The sequence below is a fragment of the Polaromonas sp. UBA4122 genome, from assembly GCA_002381615.1.
Classification (GTDB): Bacteria; Pseudomonadota; Gammaproteobacteria; order Burkholderiales; family Burkholderiaceae_C; genus Polaromonas.
Window position 1 is genome coordinate 1 of the sequence record DFWY01000096.1, and the last position, 24,861, is coordinate 24,861.

At 59.0% G+C, this 24,861-nt stretch carries 21 protein-coding genes; 10 read left to right on the top strand and 11 right to left on the bottom strand.

Going from position 1 to position 24,861, the window contains the following annotated elements; genetic code table 11:
• Positions 1 to 189: 189 nt before the first annotated feature.
• The 8 genes from dnaJ to B3F77_RS12945 form a co-directional block, all read right to left on the bottom strand.
• Complete coding sequence (dnaJ, locus tag B3F77_RS12910; RefSeq protein WP_293605340.1) at positions 190 to 1,329, bottom strand: molecular chaperone DnaJ; 1,140 nt, start codon at positions 1,327 to 1,329, stop codon at positions 190 to 192.
• Positions 1,330 to 1,506: 177 nt separating this feature from the next.
• A complete protein-coding gene (gene dnaK / locus B3F77_RS12915; protein WP_293605341.1) occupies positions 1,507 to 3,444 on the bottom strand; it encodes a molecular chaperone DnaK in 1,938 nt (645 codons plus the stop codon).
• A gap of 134 nt (positions 3,445 to 3,578) precedes the next feature.
• Entirely contained in the window at positions 3,579 to 4,139 is a 561-nt protein-coding gene (gene grpE / locus B3F77_RS12920; protein WP_293605342.1) for a nucleotide exchange factor GrpE, read from the bottom strand.
• Between the two features lie 341 nt (positions 4,140 to 4,480).
• Positions 4,481 to 4,804, bottom strand: coding sequence for a winged helix-turn-helix transcriptional regulator (locus tag B3F77_RS12925; protein ID WP_293605343.1), 324 nt, complete (start codon positions 4,802 to 4,804; stop codon positions 4,481 to 4,483).
• 215 nt (positions 4,805 to 5,019) lie between these two features.
• Positions 5,020 to 6,081, bottom strand: coding sequence for a Gfo/Idh/MocA family protein (locus B3F77_RS12930; RefSeq protein WP_293605344.1), 1,062 nt, complete (start codon positions 6,079 to 6,081; stop codon positions 5,020 to 5,022).
• Positions 6,082 to 6,083: 2 nt separating this feature from the next.
• Positions 6,084 to 7,064, bottom strand: a complete 981-nt coding sequence (locus B3F77_RS12935; protein WP_293605345.1) for a Bug family tripartite tricarboxylate transporter substrate binding protein — start codon at positions 7,062 to 7,064, stop codon at positions 6,084 to 6,086.
• 84 nt (positions 7,065 to 7,148) lie between these two features.
• Entirely contained in the window at positions 7,149 to 8,507 is a 1,359-nt protein-coding gene (gudD, locus tag B3F77_RS12940; protein WP_293605346.1) for a glucarate dehydratase, read from the bottom strand.
• A gap of 50 nt (positions 8,508 to 8,557) precedes the next feature.
• A complete protein-coding gene (locus B3F77_RS12945) occupies positions 8,558 to 9,415 on the bottom strand; it encodes a FadR/GntR family transcriptional regulator (protein WP_414703009.1) in 858 nt (285 codons plus the stop codon).
• 145 nt (positions 9,416 to 9,560) lie between these two features.
• On the opposite strand from B3F77_RS12945, the gene B3F77_RS12950 reads away from it, so the two are divergent.
• The 9 genes from B3F77_RS12950 to B3F77_RS12990 all read left to right on the top strand — a co-directional run bounded on the left by B3F77_RS12950 (position 9,561) and on the right by B3F77_RS12990 (position 17,940).
• Entirely contained in the window at positions 9,561 to 10,367 is an 807-nt protein-coding gene (locus tag B3F77_RS12950; RefSeq protein WP_293605348.1) for an NAD-dependent epimerase/dehydratase family protein, read from the top strand.
• Positions 10,368 to 10,391: 24 nt separating this feature from the next.
• Positions 10,392 to 11,309 carry an SMP-30/gluconolactonase/LRE family protein gene (locus B3F77_RS12955; RefSeq protein ID WP_293605349.1) on the top strand — a complete coding sequence of 306 codons (918 nt, stop codon included), beginning with the start codon at positions 10,392 to 10,394 and terminating at the stop codon, positions 11,307 to 11,309.
• A gap of 23 nt (positions 11,310 to 11,332) precedes the next feature.
• On the top strand, positions 11,333 to 12,322 hold the full coding sequence (locus tag B3F77_RS12960; protein WP_293605350.1) for a TRAP transporter substrate-binding protein: 990 nt from the start codon (positions 11,333 to 11,335) through the stop codon (positions 12,320 to 12,322).
• Positions 12,323 to 12,388: 66 nt separating this feature from the next.
• Positions 12,389 to 12,928, top strand: coding sequence for a TRAP transporter small permease (locus B3F77_RS12965; protein WP_293605351.1), 540 nt, complete (start codon positions 12,389 to 12,391; stop codon positions 12,926 to 12,928).
• Positions 12,929 to 12,930: 2 nt separating this feature from the next.
• Positions 12,931 to 14,214: a TRAP transporter large permease gene (locus B3F77_RS12970; RefSeq protein WP_293605352.1), complete on the top strand. Its 1,284-nt coding sequence runs from the start codon at positions 12,931 to 12,933 to the stop codon at positions 14,212 to 14,214.
• 11 nt (positions 14,215 to 14,225) lie between these two features.
• Positions 14,226 to 15,803, top strand: a complete 1,578-nt coding sequence (garD, locus tag B3F77_RS12975) for a galactarate dehydratase (protein ID WP_293605353.1) — start codon at positions 14,226 to 14,228, stop codon at positions 15,801 to 15,803.
• Between the two features lie 108 nt (positions 15,804 to 15,911).
• On the top strand, positions 15,912 to 16,694 hold the full coding sequence (gene garL, locus B3F77_RS12980; RefSeq protein WP_293605354.1) for a 2-dehydro-3-deoxyglucarate aldolase: 783 nt from the start codon (positions 15,912 to 15,914) through the stop codon (positions 16,692 to 16,694).
• A 42-nt stretch (positions 16,695 to 16,736) separates the two neighbouring features.
• Positions 16,737 to 17,618 (top strand): 2-hydroxy-3-oxopropionate reductase, encoded by an 882-nt coding sequence (glxR, locus tag B3F77_RS12985; RefSeq protein ID WP_293605355.1) that lies wholly within the window; start codon positions 16,737 to 16,739, stop codon positions 17,616 to 17,618.
• A gap of 31 nt (positions 17,619 to 17,649) precedes the next feature.
• The gene (locus tag B3F77_RS12990) at positions 17,650 to 17,940 is read left to right on the top strand and encodes a hypothetical protein (RefSeq protein ID WP_293605356.1); all 291 of its coding nucleotides are present in this window, start codon (positions 17,650 to 17,652) and stop codon (positions 17,938 to 17,940) included.
• A gap of 79 nt (positions 17,941 to 18,019) precedes the next feature.
• Here the strand turns inward: B3F77_RS12990 and rpoD are convergent, their stop codons facing one another.
• Both rpoD and dnaG read right to left on the bottom strand, forming a co-directional pair.
• Positions 18,020 to 20,377 (bottom strand): RNA polymerase sigma factor RpoD, encoded by a 2,358-nt coding sequence (gene rpoD / locus B3F77_RS12995; RefSeq protein WP_293605357.1) that lies wholly within the window; start codon positions 20,375 to 20,377, stop codon positions 18,020 to 18,022.
• Positions 20,378 to 20,717: 340 nt separating this feature from the next.
• Entirely contained in the window at positions 20,718 to 22,727 is a 2,010-nt protein-coding gene (dnaG, locus tag B3F77_RS13000) for a DNA primase (RefSeq protein ID WP_293605358.1), read from the bottom strand.
• Here dnaG and B3F77_RS13005 point away from each other — a divergent pair.
• Complete coding sequence (locus B3F77_RS13005; protein WP_293605359.1) at positions 22,720 to 22,857, top strand: hypothetical protein; 138 nt, start codon at positions 22,720 to 22,722, stop codon at positions 22,855 to 22,857. The genes dnaG and B3F77_RS13005 overlap by 8 nt on opposite strands.
• 70 nt (positions 22,858 to 22,927) lie before the next feature.
• Here B3F77_RS13005 and B3F77_RS13010 read toward each other — a convergent pair whose 3' ends face one another.
• Positions 22,928 to 24,799 (bottom strand): gamma-glutamyltransferase family protein, encoded by a 1,872-nt coding sequence (locus B3F77_RS13010; RefSeq protein ID WP_293605360.1) that lies wholly within the window; start codon positions 24,797 to 24,799, stop codon positions 22,928 to 22,930.
• Positions 24,800 to 24,861: the final 62 nt, after the last annotated feature.

Below are 24,861 nucleotides of genomic sequence, written 5' to 3' on the forward strand. Positions count from 1 at the left end.
AACGGCAGCTTTGGTTTTCATGATGGTGATGGGGCAGTGGCTTCTGCGCAGAGTGGACGAGGGTGAACAAGGGGGAAAGTGACACTATAAGCCAGTCGCTGCAGGGTCCTAATGACAAATGCCGGAACAAGTCCGGCATTTGAGGAAAGAACAACGCTGAAATTAGCGCGCCGGCTGTTTGCTCGGCTCTCAGGCCGTAAAGAAATTCTTCAGTTTGTCGGTCCAACCTTTTTCGCTGGGTAAATGCTTGGCACCGCCTTTTTTCAGCGACTCGTCCAGCTCCTTGAGCAACTTGCGCTGGTGCTCCGTCAGTTTCACCGGTGTTTCCACCGTGATGTGGCAGTACAGGTCACCGGGATAGCTGGAGCGCACACCCTTGATGCCCTTGCCACGCAGACGGAATTGCTTGCCGGCCTGCGTGCCTTCAGGAATGTCGATCGCCGCCTTGCCGGCCAGTGTGGGCACTTCAATTTCACCACCCAGTGCCGCCGTCGTGAAGCTGATGGGCACCGCGCAGTGCAAGTCGTCACCGTCGCGCTCAAAGATGTCGTGCTTTTTGAGCCGGATCTCAATGTACAAATCACCTGGCGGGCCGCCGTTGGTACCCGGCTCGCCGTTGCCAGTGGAGCGGATGCGCATGCCGTCGTCAATGCCTGCGGGGATTTTGACTTCCAGCGTCTTGTTGTTTTTGGTCTTGCCCACGCCGTGACAGGCGATGCAAGGCTCGGGAATCAGCTTGCCCGTCCCCTTGCACTGCGGGCAGGTCTGCTGCACGCTGAAAAAGCCCTGGCGCATCTGCACCACGCCATGGCCGTGGCAGGTGGTGCAGCTGACGACTTTGGTGCCGGGCTTGGCGCCCGTGCCATGGCAGGTTTTGCAGTCGTCCCAGCTCGGGATGCGGATTTGCGCTTCCTTGCCGTGCGCTGCTTCTTCCAGCGTAATTTCCATGGCGTAGCTCAGGTCGCCGCCGCGGTAAACCTGACGGCCGCCATGTTGCTGGGCGCCGCGCTGGCCTCCGAACACATCACCAAAGATGTCGCCGAACGCTTCGGCAAATCCGCCAAAGCCTTCAGCGCCCGGGCCGCCCCGCATGTTGGGGTCCACACCCGCGTGACCATACTGGTCGTAGGCTGCGCGTTTGCTATCGTCGGAAAGTATCTCGTAGGCCTCTTTGGCTTCCTTGAATTTTTCTTCAGAAACTTTGGACTTATCACCCTGATTGCGATCAGGATGGTGTTTCATCGCGAGCTTGCGATATGCTTTTTTGATGTCTTCGTCGCTGGCGTTTTTGGGCACGCCCAGCGTGTCGTAATAGTCTTTTTTGGCCATGTCAGGTAAGTCAGCGGGTCTTTGTTAAGGGGGGCTTCTGCGGTCAACAAACAGGGCGAGGGCCCAAACATTGCGCCTTGCATGAAGGTGCAAAAAACGCCAAAGCGGAAATCCGGGATGACTCCTGGTTTCCGCCTTGCTGCATGCCCTTGGCGCGCAATTCAGGATTGCCTCCGATTAGTCCTTTTTGACTTCCTTGACTTCGGCGTCAACCACATTGTCGTCAGCTGGCTTGGCCTGGGCCTGCTCAGCGCCTGCTGCCGCACCGCCGCCGGCAGTGGCCTGCGATGCCTGCATGTCGGCGTACATTTTTTCGCCCAGCTTCTGGCTGGCTTCCATCAGGGCCGCGTTCTTTGCTTCAATGGCGGCTTTGTCTTCGCTCTTGAGCGCTTCTTCCATATCCTTGATGGCTGTTTCGATTTTTTCCTTCTCGCCGGCTTCCAGCTTGTCGCCATACTCGCCCAGTGATTTCCTCACACTGTGCACCATGGCTTCGGCATTGTTCTTGGCCTGCACGAATTCGACCTTTTTCTTGTCATCTTCGGCGTTGAGTTCGGCGTCTTTCACCATCTGCTGGATCTCTGCCTCGGACAAGCCGGAGTTGGCCTTGATGGTGATCTTGTTTTCCTTGCCGGTGCCCTTGTCTTTTGCGCCCACATGCAGGATGCCGTTGGCGTCGATGTCGAAAGACACTTCAATCTGCGGCGTGCCGCGCGTTGACGGCGGGATGCCTTCGAGGTTGAATTCGCCCAGGGCCTTGTTGCCGGAAGCGATTTCACGCTCGCCCTGGAACACCTTGATCGTCACGGCGGGCTGGTTGTCTTCAGCGGTCGAGAAGGTCTGTGCAAACTTGGTCGGAATGGTCGTGTTCTTCTTGATCATCTTGGTCATCACGCCGCCCATGGTTTCAATACCCAGGGACAAGGGGGTGACGTCGAGCAGCAGCACGTCGCTACGGTCGCCCGACAGCACCTGGCCCTGAATCGCCGCGCCAACGGCCACGGCTTCGTCGGGGTTCACGTCCTTGCGTGGCTCCTTGCCGAAGAATTCCTTGACCTTTTCCTGCACCTTGGGCATGCGGCTCATGCCGCCCACCAGAATCACGTCATGGATATCACCCACGCTGACGCCGGCGTCCTTGATCGCCACGCGGCAAGGGGCAATCGTGCGCTCGATGAGTTCGTCCACCAGACTTTCCAGCTTGGCGCGGGTCATTTTGATGCTCAGGTGTTTGGGGCCTGAAGCGTCTGCGGTGATGTAGGGCAGGTTGATGTCGGTCTGCGCGCTGTTGGACAGCTCGATCTTGGCTTTTTCAGCTGCTTCCTTCAGGCGCTGCAGGGCCAGAACGTCTTTGCCCAGGTCCACGCCTTGCTCTTTCTTGAACTCGGCAATGATGAAGTCGATGATGCGCTGGTCGAAGTCTTCACCACCCAGGAAGGTATCGCCGTTGGTGGACAGCACTTCAAACTGTTTTTCGCCCTCAACATCGGCAATCTCGATGATGGAGATGTCGAAGGTACCGCCGCCCAGGTCATACACCGCAATCTTGCGGTCGCCTTTTTCCTGTTTGTCCAGGCCGAAGGCCAGGGCGGCAGCGGTGGGCTCGTTGATGATGCGTTTGACATCCAGGCCGGCAATGCGGCCTGCGTCCTTGGTGGCCTGACGCTGTGCGTCATTGAAGTAAGCTGGCACTGTGATCACGGCTTCGGTAACGGGTTCACCGAGGTAGTCCTCAGCGGTCTTTTTCATTTTGCGCAGGATGTCGGCACTGACCTGCTGGGCGGACATTTTCTTGCCGCGCACCTCGACCCAAGCATCGCCGTTGTCTGCGGCCACGATCTTGTAGGGCATGAGATTGATGTCCTTCTGGACTTCTTTCTCGGTGAACTTGCGGCCGATCAGGCGCTTGACAGCATAGAGCGTGTTCCTGGGGTTGGTCACAGCCTGGCGTTTGGCCGACGCACCAACCAATACTTCACCGTCTTCCTGGTAGGCGACGATGGACGGCGTGGTGCGTGCACCTTCTGAGTTTTCAATGACGCGGGGCGTATTGCCCTCCATGATGGATACGCAGCTGTTGGTGGTACCCAGATCGATGCCGATGATTCTTCCCATGATTTACTCCTGCTTTTTTGATTCGTTAAAGATTGAAAGTGGGTCGGCTGATGACTCAGCCGCTATGTGAATGGCTATGGTGGTGACTTGTGGATAAGTTGCATGACTTCAAGTGCCTCAGCCTGTTTTTGTGTTTATTTCTGCGCTGCTACCGTGACCAGGGCAGGGCGCAGCACGCGGTCCGCAATCAGGTAGCCCTTTTGCAGCACGCTGACCACGGTGTTGGCTTCCTGCTCGGCAGGAACCATGCTGATGGCTTGGTGCTGGTGCGGGTCAAACCTGGCTCCACTGGCGGGGTTGATTTCGATCACTTTGTTGCGCTCGAGGGCGCTTTTGAGCTGCTTGAGCGTAGCTTCTGCGCCTTCGCGGATTTGCTCGGGCGTAGCGTCCTTGAGCACAAGGCCTGCCTCCAGGCTGTCAGTCACAGGAAGCAGGCTTTCTGCAAAGCTTTCCAGGGCAAATTTGCGCGCCTTGGCGACTTCATCTTCGGCGCGGCGGCGGGCGTTTTCAGTTTCGGCCTTGGCGCGCAGATAACTGTCGGCCAGTTCGGTGTTTTTAGCCTGCAGGGTCGCCACTTCGGCTTGTGCCATGGTCAGTGCATCAAACTCGTTGGCCGCTTGTGCGGCTTCCTGCTCTTCAGGACTGCGGGCACCCGTAAGGGGTTGATTTTTCTCGGATTGTGTATTTTTAGACATGCTAGAAGACAAAATTTAAATCAATATTTTTATTAATTGGGGATTGCAAACCCCTTTTCAAGGCAAGGGATTCGGTGCTGATGGGGAAAATTTCACTCTGTGCTTAGCGGGTCACCTGAATCTAGAGCAGGTGCGCTCACCAGGTATAGCCGGTGCTCAATTTCACCCGCTATGGTCGCACGGGCGACGGCGGCCGCTGGAAAATGAGGCAAACCGATATGGCCACTGAGGAGCGGCGCGTGAAAAGGAGAGGCGGGGCGGATGCCTTGCCCCGTAACCTTGCTGGCCGGGCCTCAAAAAAGACAGGCACAAGGCCTGTCTTTTGGTTCGGTAGCAGAAAACTATGTTTTCTTGACGGCGCTGGCCTTGGTCTGGCTGACGGCCCATTTGCCGGCAAACGCCTGCAGGTCGTTCAGGCGTTTAAGCAGGTCTGCGCCCAGCGTGGTCACCGTGTAGCCATCGCCGCCATGACCGAGCAGGCCGGCGGCGCGCAATTCCTTGATGCGGGTGTTGAGGGTATTGGGGGTGATGCTGCCAATGCTGTCTTGCAGGAGTCGAAAAGTCTGGGGGTGACCGTCTTTTAGGGCCCACAACACGCGCAGCGCGTAGCGCGATTCCAGCAGTTCAAGCAACTGGCCTACAGCTACATTTTCTTTAGCACTCATTAGGTTATCTCCTCTGGTCACAGTTTAGTTACAGTTGGTCGCTAAGTAGAAAGCTCGCGTCAAATATAACGCAAATTCCAGACTGCTACGAGTTTTATAGCTGCTCACGCCCGCTGTATGTGGACTGGCAGGCTAAAACTATTGGAAAACCCTGATGCGGCCCGCCTCAAAAAGAGGCTGGAACCGGTTGGGTGAAGCCTGTTAGCCTGCCTGCCCTAGCTCACGGGAATCAGTGCCGCAGGGTGCAGCGCTACCGTGCGGCCGGTTTTCGAAGATTCCATGATGGCTTCAATCACCTGCTGAACGCCAAGTGCCGAGCGCCCGGTGACGGCAGCTGCGGTGCCGCTTTGCACGGCGCGAATGAAATCCTGCAGCAAGGTCCGGTGGGCGGCATGGTCGAATCCCATCGGGTTGGCACCGCTGCCCGATGCCTGGCGGGTGCCCAGCGTCACGGTTTTGCCGTTCATGAACACCGCTTGCAGTTCGCCCGCCTCCAGCGTCGCCGTGCCCCCGGTGAAGTTGAGTTCGATGCGCTCGGGGAACCCGGGGTAGGCAGCCGTCGTGGCCTGCACCACGGCCACGGCACCGCCCGCATAGTGCAGCAGCGCCGCTGCGGTGTCTTCCCCTTCCATCCGGTGCACGGGGCTGGTCATTGCAAGCCCCGTCACGCGCTCAGGCAGGCCCGTGAAACTGAGCATCAGATCCAGGGTGTGGATGGCTTGCGTGATCAGCACGCCGCCACCATCCCTGGCCAGGGTGCCGCGCCCCGGTTCGTCGTAATAGCTTTGGGGCCGCCACCAGCGGATGGCGGCGGCGGCGCTGACCAACTGACCCAGCTCGCCGGTGTTGAGCAATGCCGTCAGGCCCAAGGCGGCTTGCCTCATGCGGTGCTGCAGCATGATGGCCAGCGTGACGCCAGCGGCCTCACACGCCTCAACCAAAGCATTGGCCCGGTTCAGGTCAATCTCCAGCGGTTTCTCGACCAGTACATGTTTGCCGGCGCGGGCTGCGCGCTGCACGATGTCCAGGTGGCTGTTCGGTGGTGTCAGCACCAGCACGGCCTTCACACTGGCGTCTTCAAAAATGTCTTCGAGGCGCGTGGTTTTTCGGACGGCTGTCGGCGTGCGCAAGTCAGCCAAGCGCTCGGCACTTCGTCCGTACACCCAGGCGACTTCGACCTCGCTGGCGAGATCTTCCAGGCTCTGGAAATGGGGCGCCGAGCCGAGTCCGGCGCCGATGACTGCGAGGCGCAGTCGGGCGGGATCGGAGCGATGCATGATTACTCAAGTTTGACGTTGGCCGCCTTGATGACCTGGGCCCATTTCTCGACTTCAGCTTTCTGGAAAGCCGCGAACTGATCGGTCGTCATGTTGGAAGGCTGCATCCCCAGTGCTTTAAGGCGGTCTTGCATCTCGGGCTGCTGCAGGATTTTCAGAACCTCATTGTGCAGCCGATCGATGATGGGCCTGGGTGTACCAGCAGGCACAAAAATACCTTGCCACGACACGACTTCGAAACCAGGTACGCCCGATTCGGCCACCGTGGGCACATTCGGCAGCGACTCCAGCCGTTTGGCCGAAGTGACGGCCAATGCGCGCAATTTTCCGCTCTGGATGTGAGGGCCTGCCACGACGGTGGTGTCGAACATCATGTCGACCTGCCCGCCCATCACGTCCTGAATGGCAGGGCCGCTGCCCTTGTATGGCACATGGATGAATTGCGTGCCTGATTTAAAGCCCAGCAACTCGAGCGCCAGATGCTGCGAGGTGCCGCTGCCAGCCGATGCCGATGAAATGGTTTTGGGTTTGGCTTTCGCTGCAGCCAGTACGTCCTGCAAGGTCTTGTAGGGGCTGTTCTGGCCGACCACCAGCACGACGGGATTGGAGCCGATCAGCGCTACCGGTGAAAATGACTTGATGGGGTCGTAGCCCAGTTTGGGATACAGACTGACGTTGATGGCGTGCGAGCTGATGGTGCCGCCCAGCAGGGTATAACCATCAGCGGGCGCGCGCGATGCAATCTCGGAGCCCACGCTGCCACCGGCGCCCCCCCGGTTGTCAACCACGATGGTGGTGCCTAGCACGGGCCCCAGTTTTTGCCCGATCAGCCGCGCCAGAATATCCGTTGTGCCTCCAGCCGGGAAGGGCACGATGTAAGTCACGGGCTTGGAAGGCCATTTGTCTTGCGCCCAGCTGGGAAGCGCCACCACGCCGGCGGCGGCAGAGGCGAGGGCAGAGTGGATAAGGGAACGGCGTTTCATGTTGTCTCCTGGTTGTAATAGGGGGCGTGGCGGATGGTGGATGTCGCTGACTTGAAGTGCCTCAAGCAACACCGCCCATCGCGCTCAGCGAAGCATGCAGGGCCTCTTGTTGTCGAATTTCCAGCCCGGAATCAGGTACTGCATCGCCACGGCGTCATCCCGCGCACCGATCCCGTGCTTGAGGTAAAGCTGGTGGGCTTTTTCCACTTCAACCATGTCAAGCTCGACGCCCAGACCAGGCTGTTGGGGCACGCGGACCTGGCCATCCACAATTTGCAGCGGCGCTTTGGTCAGGCGCTGGCCGTCCTGCCAGATCCAGTGCGTGTCGATGGCGGTGACTTTGCCGGGCGCGGCAGCCGCCACATGGGTGAACATGGCCAGCGAGATGTCGAAGTGGTTGTTGGAGTGCGAGCCCCAGGTCAGGCCCCAGGTCTGGCAGATCTGCGCCACGCGAACCGAACCCTGCATGGTCCAGAAATGCGGATCCGCCAGCGGGATGTCCACCGACTGCAGATGAATCGTGTGGGCCAATTCGCGCCAGTCGGTGGCTACCATATTGGTAGCTGTGGGCAGGCCGGTTGCGCGGCGGAACTCCGCCATGACCTCGCGCCCCGAAAAAACGCCTTCTGCACCGCAGGGGTCTTCAGCGTAGGCTAGTTCCTTGTGCCGGTCGCGGCAAAGCCTCACGGCATCCTTGAGCAGCCAGCCGCCGTTGGGGTCCAGTGTGATGCGTGCCTCAGGAAAGTGCTCTGACAAGGCGATGATGGCGTCTATCTCCTCTTCGCCCCGCAACACGCCGCCCTTGAGTTTGAAGTCCCTGAAACCATAGCGCTGGTAGGCGGCTTCGGCCAATGCCACGATGGACTTGGCGTTCATGGCGGGCTCATGGCGCAGGCGCAGCCAGTCGTCGCTTGCGTCGGGCTCCGAGGTGTAGGCCAGGTCCGATTGCTTTCGATCGGCAATATAGAAAAGGTAGCCTAGGATGGCTACCGAATCCCGTTGCTGGCCTTCACCCAGCAGCGCCGCCACAGGAACGCCCAGAAACTGGCCCAGCAAGTCAAGCAGGGCGCTTTCAACCGCCGTGACGGCGTGAATGGTCACGCGCAGGTCAAAGGTCTGGTTGCCGCGGCCCCCGCTGTCACGTTCAGCAAAACGGCTGCGCAGAGTATTGAGTATCTGGTTCCAGGCGCCAATCGACTGCCCTTCTATGATTTCGCGTGCATCATCCAGCGTGTTACGGATTTTCTCGCCACCTGGAACTTCCCCCACGCCGGTGCGCCCGGAGCTGTCTGTGAGTACCAGTAGGTTGCGGGTGAAAAAAGGGCCATGCGCGCCGCTCAGGTTGAGCAGCATGCTGTCCTGTCCGGCGACAGGAATCACCTGGACCCGGGTGATCCGGGGTGTTTGGGAAGGTGCAGGCGAGGGATCGTTGGAAGCAGGCATACCAGATTGTCTAAGATGGTTGATCGATTTATTTATCGGTCATCGTACAACTAGTTTATTCTTTCCGCAACCGTATTTACGGCCTCCGGACTTGGGACGGGCGTGTCCACAGTGTCTCCTGGCGGCTGCACGGTGTGTGCGTTATTGCCCCTGCGAAGGCGTTCCAGGCTGTTGGAAAGATGGGTCCGCATGGCTGCACGTGCAGCCTCTGCATCCTGGTCGCGGATGGCGTTGTAAATGCTTTCGTGCTCGCCATTGACGCGCTGCAGGTAATTCAAGCGGCCCTCCGGCGCGCTGTGTGCTGTATTCACCCGGGTCCGCGGAATAATCATGGTGCCCAGGTAAGTCATCAGGTCGGCAAAGTGCCGGTTACCCGTGGAGCGGGCGACTTCCATATGAAACTGAAAGTCGGGCGGCACCGCGTCGGAGTCCAAGCTGATGGAGTCTTGAAAGGCTTGCAGGGCGCTTTCCATGGCCTGGAGGTTTTCTGGCGTTCTCCTCTGCGCGGCAAGGCCTGCGGCCTCTGTTTCAAGGCTGATACGCAACTCCAGCACCGCGATGACATCCGCCACGGTGGCAAAGTTTTCTGCGGTGATCCGGAAGTTGCCGGTTTCCTGAGGCGGCAACACAAAGGTGCCAATGCCGTGCCGGGTTTCGACCAGACCAGACGCCTGAAGCTTGGACAAGGACTCGCGAACCACCGTGCGGCTCACGTCAAACCTGGTCATGATCTCGGCTTCGGTGGGCAGTTTTTCGCCGGGCTGAAGGTGTCCTTCACGGATGCTGGTGGCGAGGTTTTCGACAACTTCGCCCACCAGCCCGCGTGGGCGGCGCGTGCGCAATGGTTGCTCCTGAAAGGGGAGCGTCAGGCTGACTTCTGGCCGACTAGGGGTTTTCCTTGGGTTCATTAAAAAATCGTTGACAAGTTAAATAGGGAATTGGAGAATTCCTAGTCATCAGACAACGTATGACTGATGTGTTAATAGGTTCACTTTAACAAACTTCAAATAAAAGTCCACTGTTTGCTACCAACGCCGGACCAGAGATGCAAAGATGACGATCAAAGTTCATGAAAAGCTACTGTTGACCGGCGCCGCAGGCGGCTTGGGCAAGGCCCTGCGCGAGCGCCTGAAGGTCAATTGTTCAGTACTCCGCTTGTCCGATGTGCAAGCCTTTGGCGAGGCTGCTGCGGGTGAAGAGGTCGTGCTGGCCGACCTGGCTGATGCCGCTGCCGTCAACGACATGGTCAAGGGGGTTGATGCCATCATTCACCTGGGTGGCATTTCGGTGGAGGGGCCGTTTAGCCCTATCTTTCAGGCCAATATTCTTGGCGTTTACAACCTGTATGAGGCGGCGCGCAAGTATGGCGTCAAGCGCGTGGTGTTCGCCAGTTCCAACCACGTGACCGGCTTTTATCGCCAGGACCAGACGATTACCGCCGAGCATCCTGCGCGGCCCGATGGCCTGTATGGGCTGAGCAAGGCTTTCGGCGAGGATCTGTCGCGTTTTTACTTTGACCGCTACGGCATCGAAACCGCCTGTATCCGCATTGGCTCCTCGTTTCCCGAACCCAAAGACCGTCGCATGCTGGCCACCTGGCTGAGCTTTGATGATCTGCACCGCCTGATCACGGCCTGCCTGACGACGCCGGTGCTGGGTCACAGCATCGTTTTTGGCATGTCTGCCAATGCGGTCACCTGGTGGGACAACAGCCGTGCACGCCATATCGGCTACGTGCCGCAAGACAGCTCGGATGTGTTCCGGGATGCCGTCTATGCCCGCACACCGGCGCCCGACCTGAACGACCCGGCCGTACAGTTTCAGGGTGGTGGTTTCGTGCGCGCGGGTCCGTTCGAATAACAGAAAACAGGCGTTTGAGTCTTCATGTCTGACCCTAAAGTCCTGTCTACCTCGCGCGATCGGGTGGGTGAATGCCCCGTGTGGTCGGTTGCGGAGCAAGCCCTCTATTGGGTGGACATAGAAGGTCGCCACATTCATCGCTTTGACTGGGCCAGCCAGACGCAACAAACCTGGAATACGGCGGAGCGTGTGGGGTGCATTGCACTGACTGATCGCCTGGGTGCCTCCGGAGGGGTCGTGGCCGCCATGGAGACCGGCATTTTCGCGGTGAAGTTTCTGGCGCAACCCGAAGTGAGTGTGACGCTCATCGCGGGCATCACGCACCCCATGTCGAACATGCGCTTCAACGACGGGCGCTGTGATCGACAGGGGCGGTTCTGGGTTAGCACCATGTGCATGGACATGTCGTTGGCAGCACCTGTTGGCGGCTTGTATTGCCTGGATGAGGAGGGCTTGAGTCCGGCCCGGGTGAGTGGCTTGATCACACCCAATGGCCTGGCTTTCAGTGCTGATGGACTCATGGCCTATCTGTCGGACTCCCACCCCGCAGTGCAAAAAATATGGGTGTTCGATGTTGAACCCGATACCGGCGCACTGATGAACCGGCGCGAGTTTGTCGACATGACGACGCTACCTGGTCGTCCTGACGGGGCTGCAATGGATGTAGAGGGTTGTTACTGGATTTGTGGCAACGATGCGGGACTGGTGCACCGGTTTGCACCTACGGGTGAGTTGCTGCGTTCGGTGGCTATCCCGGTGTCCAAACCTTCCATGTGTGCTTTTGGGGGCCCCTATCTGGATGTGCTTTTTGTGACGTCCATCCTGCCTGGTGCCATTGCGTACGAGCAGGCGGGCCTGAATGGCGCTGTGTTCGCCCTGGACGGCGGCGTGCGCGGTCTGCCTGAGCCGCTTTTTTCTCGTTTTCCTGTCAGTCGTTTTTAACCTGGTCAATCAAGGAGACAACCATGACCTTCCGTAGAAATCTTATCGCTGGTGCTGTTGCTGCCATTGCGGCTGTCGCATTTTTTGTTCCGCTCACCGCAACTGCACAAACCGTGCTGAAAGCAGCGGATGTCCATCCCGTGGGCTATCCCAATGTGGTGGCCATCGAGAGCCTGGGGAAAAAGCTTGAAGCCGCGACCCATGGCAAATTCAAGCTTCAAATGTTCCCAGGCAGTGTTTTGGGCGGTGAAAAGGAAATGATCGAGCAAACTCAAGTGGGTGCGATCGATATTTTGCGCACCTCGCTAGGGCCATTGGGCCCGGTCGTTCCCGAGGTCAACGTGTTCAACATGCCGTTTGTGTTCCGGAATGAAGCCCACATGCGCGCCGTGATTGATGGTCCGATCGGCCAGGAAATTCTGGACAAAATTTCCAACAGCCCTGCCAGACTGGAGGCGCTGGGCTGGATGGATGGCGGCTCTCGTAGCCTCTATACCAAGAAGTTGGTCAAGACCCCGGCTGACCTGAAGGGCATGAAAATCCGCATGATGGGCAACCCGTTGTTCATTGACACCATGAATGCCATGGGCGGCAACGGCATCGCCATGGGCTATGGCGAAGTGTTCTCGGCGCTGCAGACAGGCGTTATTGATGGCGCTGAAAACAATCCGCCGACCATGTTCACCACAAACCATTACGCCGCGGGCGCCAAGTTCTACGCGCAGACCAACCATTTGATCATCCCGGAAATTTTTGTGATGTCCAAAATCACCTGGAACAAACTCAGCAAGGATGAACAGGCCTTGGTGAAGAAGTTTTCCAAAGAAGCGCAACAAGAACAGCGCGTCCTGTGGGACAAGAGCGTGGCCGAGTACACAGCCAAGTTGAAAGCTGCCGGCGTTGAGTTTGTGGCGGTTGATCAAAAGTTGTTCTATGACGCAACGGCTCCGGTGCGTGCCAAGTATGGCGCTCCCTACGCTGACTTGATCAAGCGTATTGAAGCGGTCAAGTAAGACCCATCGACTCCGCCCTCTGTGTAATCGCAGAGGGCGGCCGTATCGCTAACACCGTAGATTGTCATGCGCAAAAAAATTCTTGAAACGCTGGACGGCGTGTACCTGGCCTGCATCTGGTCGGCTGGCATCGCCATTTTCTTTATGTGCATCATTATTCCTGTGGGCGTATTTGCCCGCTATGCGCTCGGTTTTGGGGCGCAATGGCCCGAACCCATCGCCATCATGCTGATGGTCGTCTTTACATTTTTGGGCGCCGCCGCCAGTTACCGGGCCGGCGCACATATCGCGGTGGCCATGCTGACTGACCGTCTTGCAGCGAGTCTGCAAAAACAGTGCGTGGTGCTGGTTGATTTGTTCATGGCAGCCATCTGTTTATTTGGCGTGGTTTACGGCACCAAGTTGTGCCTGGGGACCATGGGGCAAACTTTGGCTGAACTACCATGGCTGCCTGTCGGCGTCACCTATGCGCCACTGCCTTTGGGGGCCTTTTTGACACTCATTTTTGTCGTTGAAAAAATGGTGTTTGGCTCACAACATGAGCGCGCTGTGGTCCGGTTTGATCACAACCTCGAAGAGTCTAAAACTACAACGGCAGGAGCCTGAACATGGACGCATTTGTACTGCTGGGTAGCTTCGTGGCGCTCATGCTTCTGGGCATGCCAGTGGCCTACGCATTGGGCCTGGCGTCGCTGTTTGGTGCGCTCTGGATTGATTTGCCAATGGACGCGGTCATGATCCAGGTGGCCAGTGGCGTGAACAAGTTTTCACTTCTCGCCATTCCATTTTTTGTATTGGCAGGTGCCCTGATGGCCGAGGGTGGCATGTCGCGTCGTCTGGTGGCCTTCGCCAGCGTGCTGGTCGGTTTTGTACGCGGCGGCTTGTCTCTGGTGAATATTCTGGCATCGACATTTTTTGGTGGCATTTCCGGCTCGGCCGTAGCCGACACGGCGTCGATTGGGTCGGTGCTGATTCCGGAAATGGAGCGCAAAGGTTACCCGCGTGATTTCTCGACGGCAGTCACGGTCAGCGGTTCGGTACAGGCTATTCTGATACCGCCCAGCCACAACATGGTGATTTACTCGATGGCGGCGGGTGGCTCCGTATCGGTTGCCGCCCTGTTTCTTGCAGGACTTCTGCCGGGACTGTTGCTGGGAGCTATGCTCGCTGCCTATTGCCTGTACGTAGCACGCAAGCAGAATTTTCCCAAAGGCGACGTGATTCCCCTGCGGCAAGCCTTGAAAATCTGCGGCGAAGCCATGTGGGGCTTGATGACCATGGTCATTATTTTGGGCGGCATCATGTCGGGCATTTTTACGGCCAACGAGTCTGCATCCATCGCCGTGATATGGGCGTTTTTTGTCACGATGTTCATTTACCGCGATTACAAGTGGCGCGATCTGCCTAAACTGGTACATCGCACGGTGAAAACCGTCACCGTGGTGATGATCCTGATTGGTTTTGCCGCGAGCTTCGGCTATGTGATGACCTTGATGCAAATCCCGCTGAAGATCACCACGATGTTCACCAGGTTGACCGACAACACCTACCTGATTTTGTTCTTGATCAACATCTTGCTGCTGATCCTGGGCACCTTGATGGACATGGCGCCACTGATTCTGATCTTGACACCCATTTTGCTGCCCGTTGTAAAAACGCTGGGCGTTGACCCCGTCCACTTCGGCATCATCATCATGGTCAACCTCGGGATCGGCTTGCTGACTCCGCCTGTGGGTGCCGTGTTATTTGTCGGCAGTGCTGTGGGCAAGCTGAAGATCGAGGCGTTGGTGATGGCCATGGTTCCGTTCTTTGGTGTTTTGCTCGCCTTGCTGGCGATGGTGACCTATTGGCCGGCACTCAGTTTATGGCTGCCGCGCTTGATGGGCGTTTAGGTACTCAACCCATGGCTACAGTTCCTCTTTACATTCGTATGCATGCGGCGGACAACGTAGCCATCGTCGCGAACGATGGCGGTCTGCCTACTGGTGCCACTTTCGCCGACGGGCTACGTCTGATCGAGCATGTGCCGCAGGGACACAAAGTAGCGCTGGTTGACCTACCCCTAGGCAGTGCCGTGCTGCGCTACAACGTGCCCATTGGTTATGCGCTCAAGGACATCGCGGCCGGCGCGTGGGTGCATGAAAAATTGCTGCAAATGCCAGCGGCACGCGCGCTGGACAATTTGCCGCTGGCCACCATCAAGCCTGTTGCGCTGCCGCCGCTGGAGGGCTACACCTTCGAGGGTTATCGCAATGCCGACGGCAGCGTGGGCAGCCGCAACATCCTCGCGATCACGACCACTGTGCAGTGCGTGGCCGGCGTGGTCGAGTTCGCCGTCAAGCGCATCAAGGAAGAGTTGCTGCCACGGTTTCCCCATGTGGACGATGTGGTGGGCCTGGAGCACACCTACGGCTGCGGTGTTGCCATCGATGCGCCCGACGCTGTCATTCCGATCCGCACGTTGCGCAACATCACGCTCAACCCCAACTTTGGCGGCGAGGTCATGGTTGTGAGCCTGGGCTGTGAGAAGCTGCAGCCCGAGCGCCTGCTGCCTCCGGGCACCATCCAGATCGTCGATGAACGCAACGTGGCCGATGTGGGCGTCAATGCCGACGCTGTGCTGGATGTGGTTTGCCTGCAGTCCGAGCATCATGTCGGTTTCATGTCCATGGTTGACTCGATCATGCAAACGGCCTTGCTGCACCTGGAGCGGCTTGACGCCCGCCGGCGGGAAACGGTCCCGGCGAGTGAATTGGTGGTGGGCGTGCAGTGTGGTGGCAGCGATGCATTCTCCGGCGTGACTGCCAATCCGGCTGTGGGCTTTGCCACCGACTTGCTGGTGCGCGCAGGGGCCACCGTGATGTTCTCCGAAGTGACCGAAGTGCGCGACGGTATCGACCAGCTGACCGCGCGTGCCAGCACCCTCGAAGTCGCCGAGGCGATGATTCGCGAGATGGCCTGGTACGACGCCTACCTGGAAAAAGGCCGGGTTGACCGCAGCGCCAACACCACACCGGGCAACAAAAAAGGCGGCCTGTCCAACATTGTGGAAAAAGCCATGGGCTCCATTGTGAAGTCGGGGACGGCGCCCATAAGCGGTGTGCTGTCACCGGGCGAAAAGGTCAGGCAGAAAGGGCTCATTTTTGCTGCCACGCCGGCCAGTGATTTCATCTGCGGCACGCTGCAGCTGGCGGCCGGCATGAATCTTCACGTTTTTACGACCGGCCGCGGAACCCCTTACGGGCTGGCGGAAGTGCCGGTGATCAAGGTCGCCACCCGCAGCGATCTGGCCAGGCGTTGGCATGACCTGATGGACATCAACGCCGGCCGTATCGCTGATGGCGATGCCAGCATCGAGGAGGTGGGCTGGGAGCTGTTTCACCTCATGCTGGAGGTCGCCAGCGGCCGCAAGAAAACCTGGGCGGAGCACTGGAAGCTGCATAACGCGCTGGTGCTTTTCAACCCGGCGCCCATCACCTGAGAATGATGCACGGACGGCCTGCGGAGTCCACGCGCCATGCACAAGCAGTCCGGCAAGCCGATCCTTCAAAATAAACCAAATTGACTCACCCATTAAAAGAGAGATTTCATGACACAAGCAACCCCTTACCAGAGTTTTCCCAACAGCTTTAAGCGCGACCTGCTGGCTGGCAAAAAATTGATTGGCTGCTGGTCGTCACTGGCCAACGCCATCACCACCGAAGTGCTGGGTGTTGCCGGTTTTGACTGGATTTTGCTGGACGGCGAACATTCTCCCAACGACGTGGGTACTTTCATACCGCAACTGATGGCGCTCAAAGACAGTCCGAGCGCGCCTTTCGTGCGCCCGACCAGCAACAACGCGGTCGAGATCAAGCGTCTGCTCGATGCCGGCTTTTACAACTTCCTGGTGCCCTTTGTCGAAAGCGCTGATGAAGCGCGCCGCGCCGTGGCCGCCACGCGGTATCCGCCACAGGGCGTTCGCGGTGTGTCGGTCTCGCAGCGCAGCAACCGCTATGGCACCTTGCCCGATTATTTCAAGGGCATCAACGACCAGATTTGTGTGGCTGTGCAAATCGAGAGCAGTGCAGGTGTGGCAGCGTCCCGTGCCATTGCTGAAGTTGAAGGCGTGGATTGCATCTTTGTTGGCCCGTCTGATCTCGCGGCAGGTCTGGGCCACCTGGGTAATGCGGGCCATCCGGACGTGCAAAAAGCCATCGCTGCCGTGTTTGCCAATGCCAGGGCCTGTGGCAAGCCTTCCGGGACTCTGGCACCGGTTGAAGCCGATGCACGGCGCTATATGGACATGGGCGCGACCTTTGTGGCAGTAGGAAGTGACCTGGGCGTGTTTCGGTCGGCAACGCAAACCCTGCATGACCGCTACCGCGCCTGATCACCGAATCATGTTTTTGAACCTTTTGACTGGAGTAATTAAATGAGCAAGCTTGGTTTTATTGGTTTGGGAATCATGGGCGCGCCGATGGCCGCACACCTGATCAATGCAGGACATGAGGTTTTCCTCAACACCCGGAGTAAGGTGCCGGCTGATCTGCTGACAGGCAAGGCGAAGGCCTGCGACTCGATTCGTGAAGTCGCTGAGCAGGCCGACATTATTTTCCTGATGTTGCCCGATACGCCTGATGTGGCCATGGTGCTGTTTGGCGAGAACGGTGTGACTTCGGGTTTGAGCAAGGGGAAAACGGTCGTCGACATGAGTTCCATCTCGCCCATGGACACTAAGGAATTTGCCAAAAAAATCAACGCATTGGGCTGCGACTACCTCGATGCACCGGTCTCTGGCGGAGAAGTCGGCGCCAAGGCCGCCAGCCTGACCATCATGGTGGGCGGCCCTGAGGCGGCGTTTGAGCTCGTGAAGCCGCTGTTTGAGTTGATGGGTAAAAATATCACGCTGGTGGGCGGCAATGGCGACGGCCAAACCTGCAAGGTGGCCAACCAGATCATTGTGGCGCTGACTATTGCTGCGGTGGGCGAAGCCCTGCTGTTTGCCAGCAAGGCAGGGGCTGACCCCGCCAAAGTGCGCCAGGCGCTCATGGGCGGCTTTGCTTCTTCTCGCATTCTGGAGGTCCACGGCGAACGCATGATCAAGCGCACCTTTGCGCCAGGCTTCCGGATCGGCTTGCATCAGAAAGATTTGGGCCTGGCGCTGAGCGGCGCCAGGACACTGGGCCTGGCGTTGCCGCAAACTGCAGGCGCTGCCCAGCTCATGCAGGTCTGCAGCGCCAACGGCATGCAGGACCTGGACCATTCCGCGCTGGTGCGTGCGCTGGAGATCATGGCCAATCACGAGGTCGCCTGAATCTGAGCCGAAGAACGACTGGCTCGCCTCGGTGACTTCTTCATCGTTTTTGCCTGCCATCGGCTTGCTTGATCCTGCACGCTTTGAGGGGGAGGTCGACGGCAAACCGGTCAGGCTGTTTACCTTGCGCAATGCCCGTGGCATGGTGGTTGGCATCACCAATTACGGCGCCAAAATCGAGCAGATTCTGGTGCCTGATTGTCACGGCCATTTTGATGATGTGGTGCTGGGCTACGACAGCCTGGACGGCGTGCTCGGTGGCGCGCCTTCCATGGGCGCGTTTGTGGGACGTTACCGTTTTAGCACACAGTCAAACCGCTGAGGGCCGCGAGGGCATTCGCAAAAAAAAGCGGCCAGTGCCCTTTATCAGGCTCTGGCCGCTCATGCGGATTTAGCTGGCTTTACAGCGTATCGATAAAGCTGCGCAGCTTGTCGCTGCGGCTGGGGTGCTTGAGCTTGCGCAAGGCCTTGGCTTCAATTTGGCGAATGCGCTCGCGCGTCACGTCGAACTGCTTGCCTACTTCCTCGAGCGTGTGATCGGTCGACATTTCGATGCCGAAGCGCATGCGCAGCACCTTGGCTTCGCGCGGCGTCAGGCTGTCGAGGATGTCTTTGACCACATCGCGCAGGCCGGCCTGCATCGCCGCTTCCAGCGGCGCGGTGTTGGCGCTGTCCTCGATGAAATCGCCCAGGTGGGAATCGTCATCGTCACCGATCGGCGTTTCCATGGAGATGGGCTCTTTGGCGATCTTCATGATTTTGCGAATCTTGTCTTCAGGAATTTCCATCTTGGCGGCCAGAATGCTGGCGTCGGGCTCAAAGCCAAACTCCTGCAAGTGCTGGCGCGACAGGCGGTTCATCTTGTTGATGGTTTCAATCATGTGCACCGGGATGCGGATGGTACGAGCCTGGTCCGCGATGGAGCGCGTGATGGCCTGACGGATCCACCAGGTGGCGTAGGTCGAGAATTTGTAGCCGCGGCGGTATTCAAACTTGTCCACGGCTTTCATCAAACCGATGTTGCCTTCCTGGATCAGATCCAGGAATTGCAGGCCGCGATTGGTGTATTTTTTCGCAATCGAAATCACCAGACGCAAGTTGGCCTCGATCATTTCTTTCTTGGCATCGCGCGAGTTGGACTCGCCTTCGTTCATGCGCTTGTTGATGTCCTTGAGCTGGGTCAGTGGCACCACCACGCGCGCCTGCAACTCGGCCAGCTTGGTCTGCAGTTCCTGGATTGGCGGGATGTTGCGCGCCATCACGAGCGACCACGGCTTGCCGGAAGCGACCTGCTTTTCAACCCATTTAAGATTGAGCAGATTGGGTGGAAAGTCTTTCACAAAGGTTTCCTGGGGCATGCCGCATTTTTCGACGATGATGCGGCGCAGCTCGCGCTCTTTCTTGCGCACATCGAGCACCTGGCCGCGCAGCAGGTCGCACAGCTTTTCAATGGTTTTGGCAGTAAAACGCACCGTCATCAGCTCGTCGCTCAGGGCCTTTTGTGCCTTCACGTAAGCCGGCGTACCGTAGCCTTCCTTGTCGTAGACCTTGTGAACTTTTTCGAACAGGGATGCAACTTTGTCGAAGCGGCTGAGAGCTTCTTTTTTGAGCTCTTCGAGCTTCTTGGTCAGGGCCTTGGAGCCGCCCTTGCCGTCGTCGTCGTCTTCTTCGTCGAACTCGTCAAAGTCTTCTTCGGCTACATAGTCGTCGGCTTCGTTGGGGTTGGAGAAACCGTCAACAACGGTTGAAATGACAATCTTGCCTTCGCGGATTTCTTCGCCCAGCCGCATGATCTCGGCAATCGTGGCGGGGCTCTCCGAGATGGCTTCCATCATGCGCATGAGGCCGCCCTCGATGCGCTTGGCAATCTCGATCTCGCCTTCGCGGGTCAGCAACTCGACCGTGCCCATTTCACGCATGTACATGCGGACCGGGTCGGTGGTGCGGCCGAACTCGCTGTCAACGGTGGACAGCGCGGCTTCGGCTTCTTCTTCGGCTTCCTCTTCCGTGGCAACGGTCGGGCCGGTGTTGTTCAGCAGCAGGGTTTCTGCATCAGGCGCCTGTTCGTAAACCGCAACACCCATGTCGTTGAGCATGTTGACGACAACTTCAAGCGTCTCGGCATCGACCAGCTTGTCAGGCAGGTGGTCGGAAATTTCGCCGTGCGTCAGGTAGCCGCGCGTTTTACCGAGTTTGATCAGGGTTTTCAGGCGCATGCGGCGCTTGAGCATGTCTTCTTCAGACAGGACCGTCTCGTCCAGGCCAAATTCCTTCATCAAGGCGCGTTCTTTGGCCTTGCTGATTTTCATGCGTAGCGGTTTGACCTTTACCGTCGTCTCCGCTACGGGTTCTTCGGCAAACTCGGCGACGACGTCCGACAGATCCTCATCGCCCTCAGGCGTGATGGCGTTCTTGGGTTTGCGACCACGTTTGGCCCCGCCTACAACCGTGGAGGCGGGCGCGCCATCGGCAACTGCAGGGTTTTTTGGCGGACGGCCGGGTTTCTTTTTTAACGGCACGTCGAGCAGGGCGGCAGGGGCTGCAACAGGCTTGGATTCGGGACGGGATTTGGTCGGCACGGCAGTAACTTTCTTCAGGGGCATATCAGATTTCGCGGATTTCGGAGGCGCTTTGTTCACCGGGGCATGTTCGGTGCTGGCTTTAAGGGATATGGCGGGTTTTCCGGCTTTTTCAACCTTGGCTGCTTTGGACTGCGTGGTTTGCGGCTTCTTGGGCTGGCTGGGCTTGGCAATAGGCATGAGACCTCCAGATGTCGGAAATTGTTTGAAATATCGATCAGCTACCCGTAAACAAGAATGCGCCTTGCGCCTGACCAGAGTCAAAGCACAGGCAACAAGGATTCAGCGTTCAAAATGAAAGGACTAAAAAAACAAGCCAGCCAGTACGAAAGCACCGGGCTGGTTATTTTTTTTAGGCAAGCTGTTTGGGCGAACATTTGGTGTGCAGTCCTTGCGGGAAGTTGGCCATCTCTTGTGTGAGGTTCCCTTGGGTAGAAGGGGGCCGGTGCCGGAGGTGCTGCTGTCGCGCTTGCCGTGAAAAGTGTGGATTATACCGTACGAGCGGTTTTTATGCCCTGTTTCATGCCGATTTCGCGGCTGCTTTTTTGGCTCTGGATTGCTCAGTCAACTCGCGCAAACGCTGGAATGCAGCGGGGTCGGTGGCGGCCCGGGCGGCCAATTCGGCTATTTCGCTTTCAAGCTTCAAGTCCAGTAGTTGTTTCAGGATCCCGCGCATTTCGTCCCAGTCTGATTCCACGCCTTCAAGAATCTGGGCCAGCTGGGTCACCGCGTAATGTTCATGGGCATGACCCCGCAGGCCTTCACGCAGGGCCGCCCAGGGTTGTGGCCCATGCTCATGCAGTTGACTTTCCAGCCACACAAACAGCGGCCCATGCGGCGCCGGCAGCTCCAGCAGCAAATGGTGCTCTTCCGTGCTGAGCCGGTCCCAGCTTTGCAGCTCGGTCAGCAGCAGCCTGAGGACGCGGTCTTCACGGCTGGCGGGCAGGATGCGACCGGCCACACGGCGCGGTGCATGGCTGGTGCCGCTGGCCGGTCGCCCGAAGCTGCGCGCTGACGCTGCAGGAGGCAGGAAATAGTGTTCGGAGGGTTCAGACGACGCGTAGTCAGCCTCCTCGCGCCGGTCTGCCGGGTAGCCTGCAAAGTCGTGGGTATCACGGCTTCTGTCGGGATCTGAGGATAAATTTGGCCTGTAGCCCTTTGCTGACGGGCGCAAGCTGCTATTATTTTTATAGTTTTTTTGGTGGCCGATGGAAGCGGGCTGCCAGAGCTGCAGCAGCTCGCGGCTGTCAATCAGCACCTGGTCGGCAATCTCGGCCAGCAGTTGCCGCTTGAGCGCGCCATCGGGCAGCAGGTTCCACAGCGCTCTGGCATTGCTGGCCATGTGGGCGCGGCCTTCGGCGGTGTCCAGATCGCAACCCTCGACTGCGGCTTCCAGAAGAAAACGGCTCAGCGGCACGGCCTTGCTCACATAGGCGGCAAAGCCTTCCTGGCCATGTTCGCGGATGAAGCTGTCCGGGTCGTGTTCGGCCGGCAAAAACAAAAACTTGACGGTGCGCACGTCGGTGGCAAAGGGCAGTGCGGCGTCCAGCGCCTTGCGCGCGGCGCGGCGCCCGGCGCTGTCGCCGTCAAAGCTGAAGACCACGGAATCAGTGAAGCGAAACAGCTTTTGCACATGCTCGGCCGTGCAGGCCGTGCCGAGCGTGGCCACGGCGTTGGCAAAGCCCAGTTGGGCCAGCGCCACCACGTCCATGTAGCCCTCGGTGACCAGCGCGTAGCCATGCTCGCGCAAGGCGCTTCTAGCTTCAAACAAGCCGTACAGTTCGCGCCCCTTGCTGAACACCGGGGTTTCAGGCGAGTTCAGGTATTTGGGCTTCTCATCGCCCAGCACGCGGCCGCCAAAGCCTATGCATTCACCCTTGACGTTGCGGATGGGGAACATGACCCGGTCGCGGAAGCGGTCGTAGCGCTTGGCTTCGCCTGCGGCGTTTTCTTCGTCAGCCTCGCCGGTGATCACCAGGCCGCTTTCGACCAGCAGCGGGTCGTTGTAGTCCGGAAAGACGCTGGCCAGGCTGCGCCAGCCCTGCGGCGCGTATCCCAGGCCAAAGGTCCTGGCGATTTCGCCGGAGAGGCCGCGCCTCTTGAAGTAGTCAATGGCCCGCTCGGAGCTGCGTAGCTGCTTGATATAGGCCACCGCGGCTTTTTCCAGCACGCTGGTCAGGGTGGCTTGCTGCTCGCGCATTTGCGCTGCCTTGGCGCGGTCCTGGGGGGATACGTCGTCTTCGGGTACCTGCAGGCCGTATTGCTGGGCCAGGTCTTTCACGGCCTCGACAAAGGTCATGCCGGCGTGATCCATCAGGAAGCTGATGGCGTTGCCATTTTTGCCGCAGCCGAAGCAGTGGTAGAACTGCTTGGACGGGCTGACGCTGAAGGAGGGGGACTTCTCGCCGTGAAACGGGCACAGGCCCATGAAATTGGCGCCGCCTTTTTTCAGCTGCACGTAGCGGCCGACGATGTCCACCACGTCGGCGCGCGCTAACAGCTCCTGGATAAATGATTGGGGAATGGCCACGGCAGTATTGTGCCTCCACGCTCATAACGGCGATGCGCTGTCGCGGACGGCATGTATTGGACCTGTCGCCGAGGTGTATCCGCAGCGGGTGGCGGCGCTGCTTGGCTCGGCGCTGGCGATTGATGTTTGAGGCTGCGCTGGTGTGCTACTAAAACGATAGCTGCTTGCGCCCGTCAAGAAAGGGTGTTCGGCACTTTTTTCTAGTCCCCCAGCACCACGCCTTCACGCCGGGGGTCGGCCCCGCCGAAGAAGCCGCTGGTGGGCGTTTTCTGGATGGCCTGCAGGCCACTGGTCATGGTCATCTCACGCACTTCGGCGCCGTGTGCTCTCAGCGCCTGGACTGTCGCTGGCGGAAAGCGGTTTTCTTCGAGCAGGCTGGGGCCGCCCAGCGAGCCAAAGTTGGGCAGGTCGATCGCCTGCTGGGCGTTCAGCCCCCAGTTGAGCACGCCGTACAGCGTTTTGGCCGTGTAGTGAATGATGAGCGCGCCGCCCGGGCTGCCGCCGCTCATGACGAACTGGCCGGAGTTTTTGTCAAACACCAGCGTTGGCGCCATCGATGAGCGGGGGCGCTTGCCAGCCTGCACGCGGTTGGCGACCAGCTTGCCGTCGGCGTCAGTCGGGGCGAAGCTGAAGTCGGTCAGTTCGTTGTTCAGCAGGAAGCCGCCCGCTTTGCCGGTGCCGCCATCGGTCATCAGGCGTGCGCCAAACGCGTCTTCAATCGTTGTGGTCATGGCGATGGCATTGCCATAGCCGTCCACGATGCTGATGTGCGAAGTGCCGTGTTCAGGCTGCTCTGGCATGGGCGCGTAAGCAGTCTTGACAGTGCCCGGTACGCCCGGCTTGGCGGTTTTCATGCTGGGACCACCGGGCTGAATCAGCTTGGCGCGTTCCCTCAAGTAGGCGGGGTCCAGCAAACTCATCCAGTTGCCGCCGGGTGGCTGCACAAAATCGGGATCGCCCAGGTATTGGCTGCGGTCGGCAAAGGCCAGGCGCGACGCTTCGGTGTAAAGGTGTAGCCAGTCGGCTGACGGGGCGGGTGCCATGGTGCCCGCAACGCCGCCCATGCCGGCCACCAGCGGCAAGTTGGCGGCATTCGTGTGGCTCAAAATACCCAGGATCTGCCCCACGGCGATGGCGCCCGAGCTGTGCGGCGGCATGCCGCACAGGCGGTAGGCTTTGCCGGCAGCGCTGTAGTCCAAGCAGATCGGGTCGCGCTTTTTGGCCTGGTAATCGGCCAAATCGCTCAAGGCCAGTTTGCCGGGGTTGGTGGGGTGGCTTTGCACCTTGCTCACAATGGCCTGCGCGCCCGAGCCTGCCATCAGCGCGCCGGCGCCTTGTCTGGCGATCTGGCGCAGTACGTCGGCCAGCGCCGGGTTGCGCAGCGTACTGCCCGTGTCCACCGGCGTGCCGTCTGGCTTATAAAAATACGCTGCGGCGACTTTATCGTTCTTCAGGTACTTATCGTCCTTGAGCAGGGTATTCAGCCGCGCGCTGACCTTGAAGCCGGCTTCAGCCAGCTGGATGGCGGGCACGAAGAGCTGGGCCCAGGGCAGTTTGCCATACTGCTGATGGGCCATTTCCAGCATGGGCAGGGTGCCGGGTGTGCCGACGGAACGGCCACCGACCACCGCGTCGTAAAACGTCATCGGCTTGCCGTCAGCGCCTATGAACAGCTTTTCATCCGCCGCAGCAGGGGCAGTTTCACGGCCATCGAACGCTTCGACGGTGCGGCCATTGGAATGCAGCAAAAACGCACCGCCGCCAATCCCGCTGGACTGCGGCTCCACCAGGGCGAGCACCATCTGCACCGCAATGGCCGCATCAACCGCCGATCCACCCGCTTTGAGAACCTGGTAGCCCGCATCAGTGGCCAGCGGGTTGGCCGCAGCGACTGCAAATTGGCGGGTAGCCCAGCCGGGTTTGGGGGTGTAGCCCGATGAAGCTTCAGGCTGCGCCGGGACGGTATAGCTGAACTGCTTGGACTGGCTTGAGGGACTGGAAAAGCTGGAGCAGGCTGCCAGCAGGGCTAAAACGGTCGCTGAGGCGGCGACGGAGGTCAACAGGCGTTTCATGCAATCCCTTTCAAATGGGTGAGCAGACAGGGTACGCCGCACCGGACCGATGGTTCAGCCAC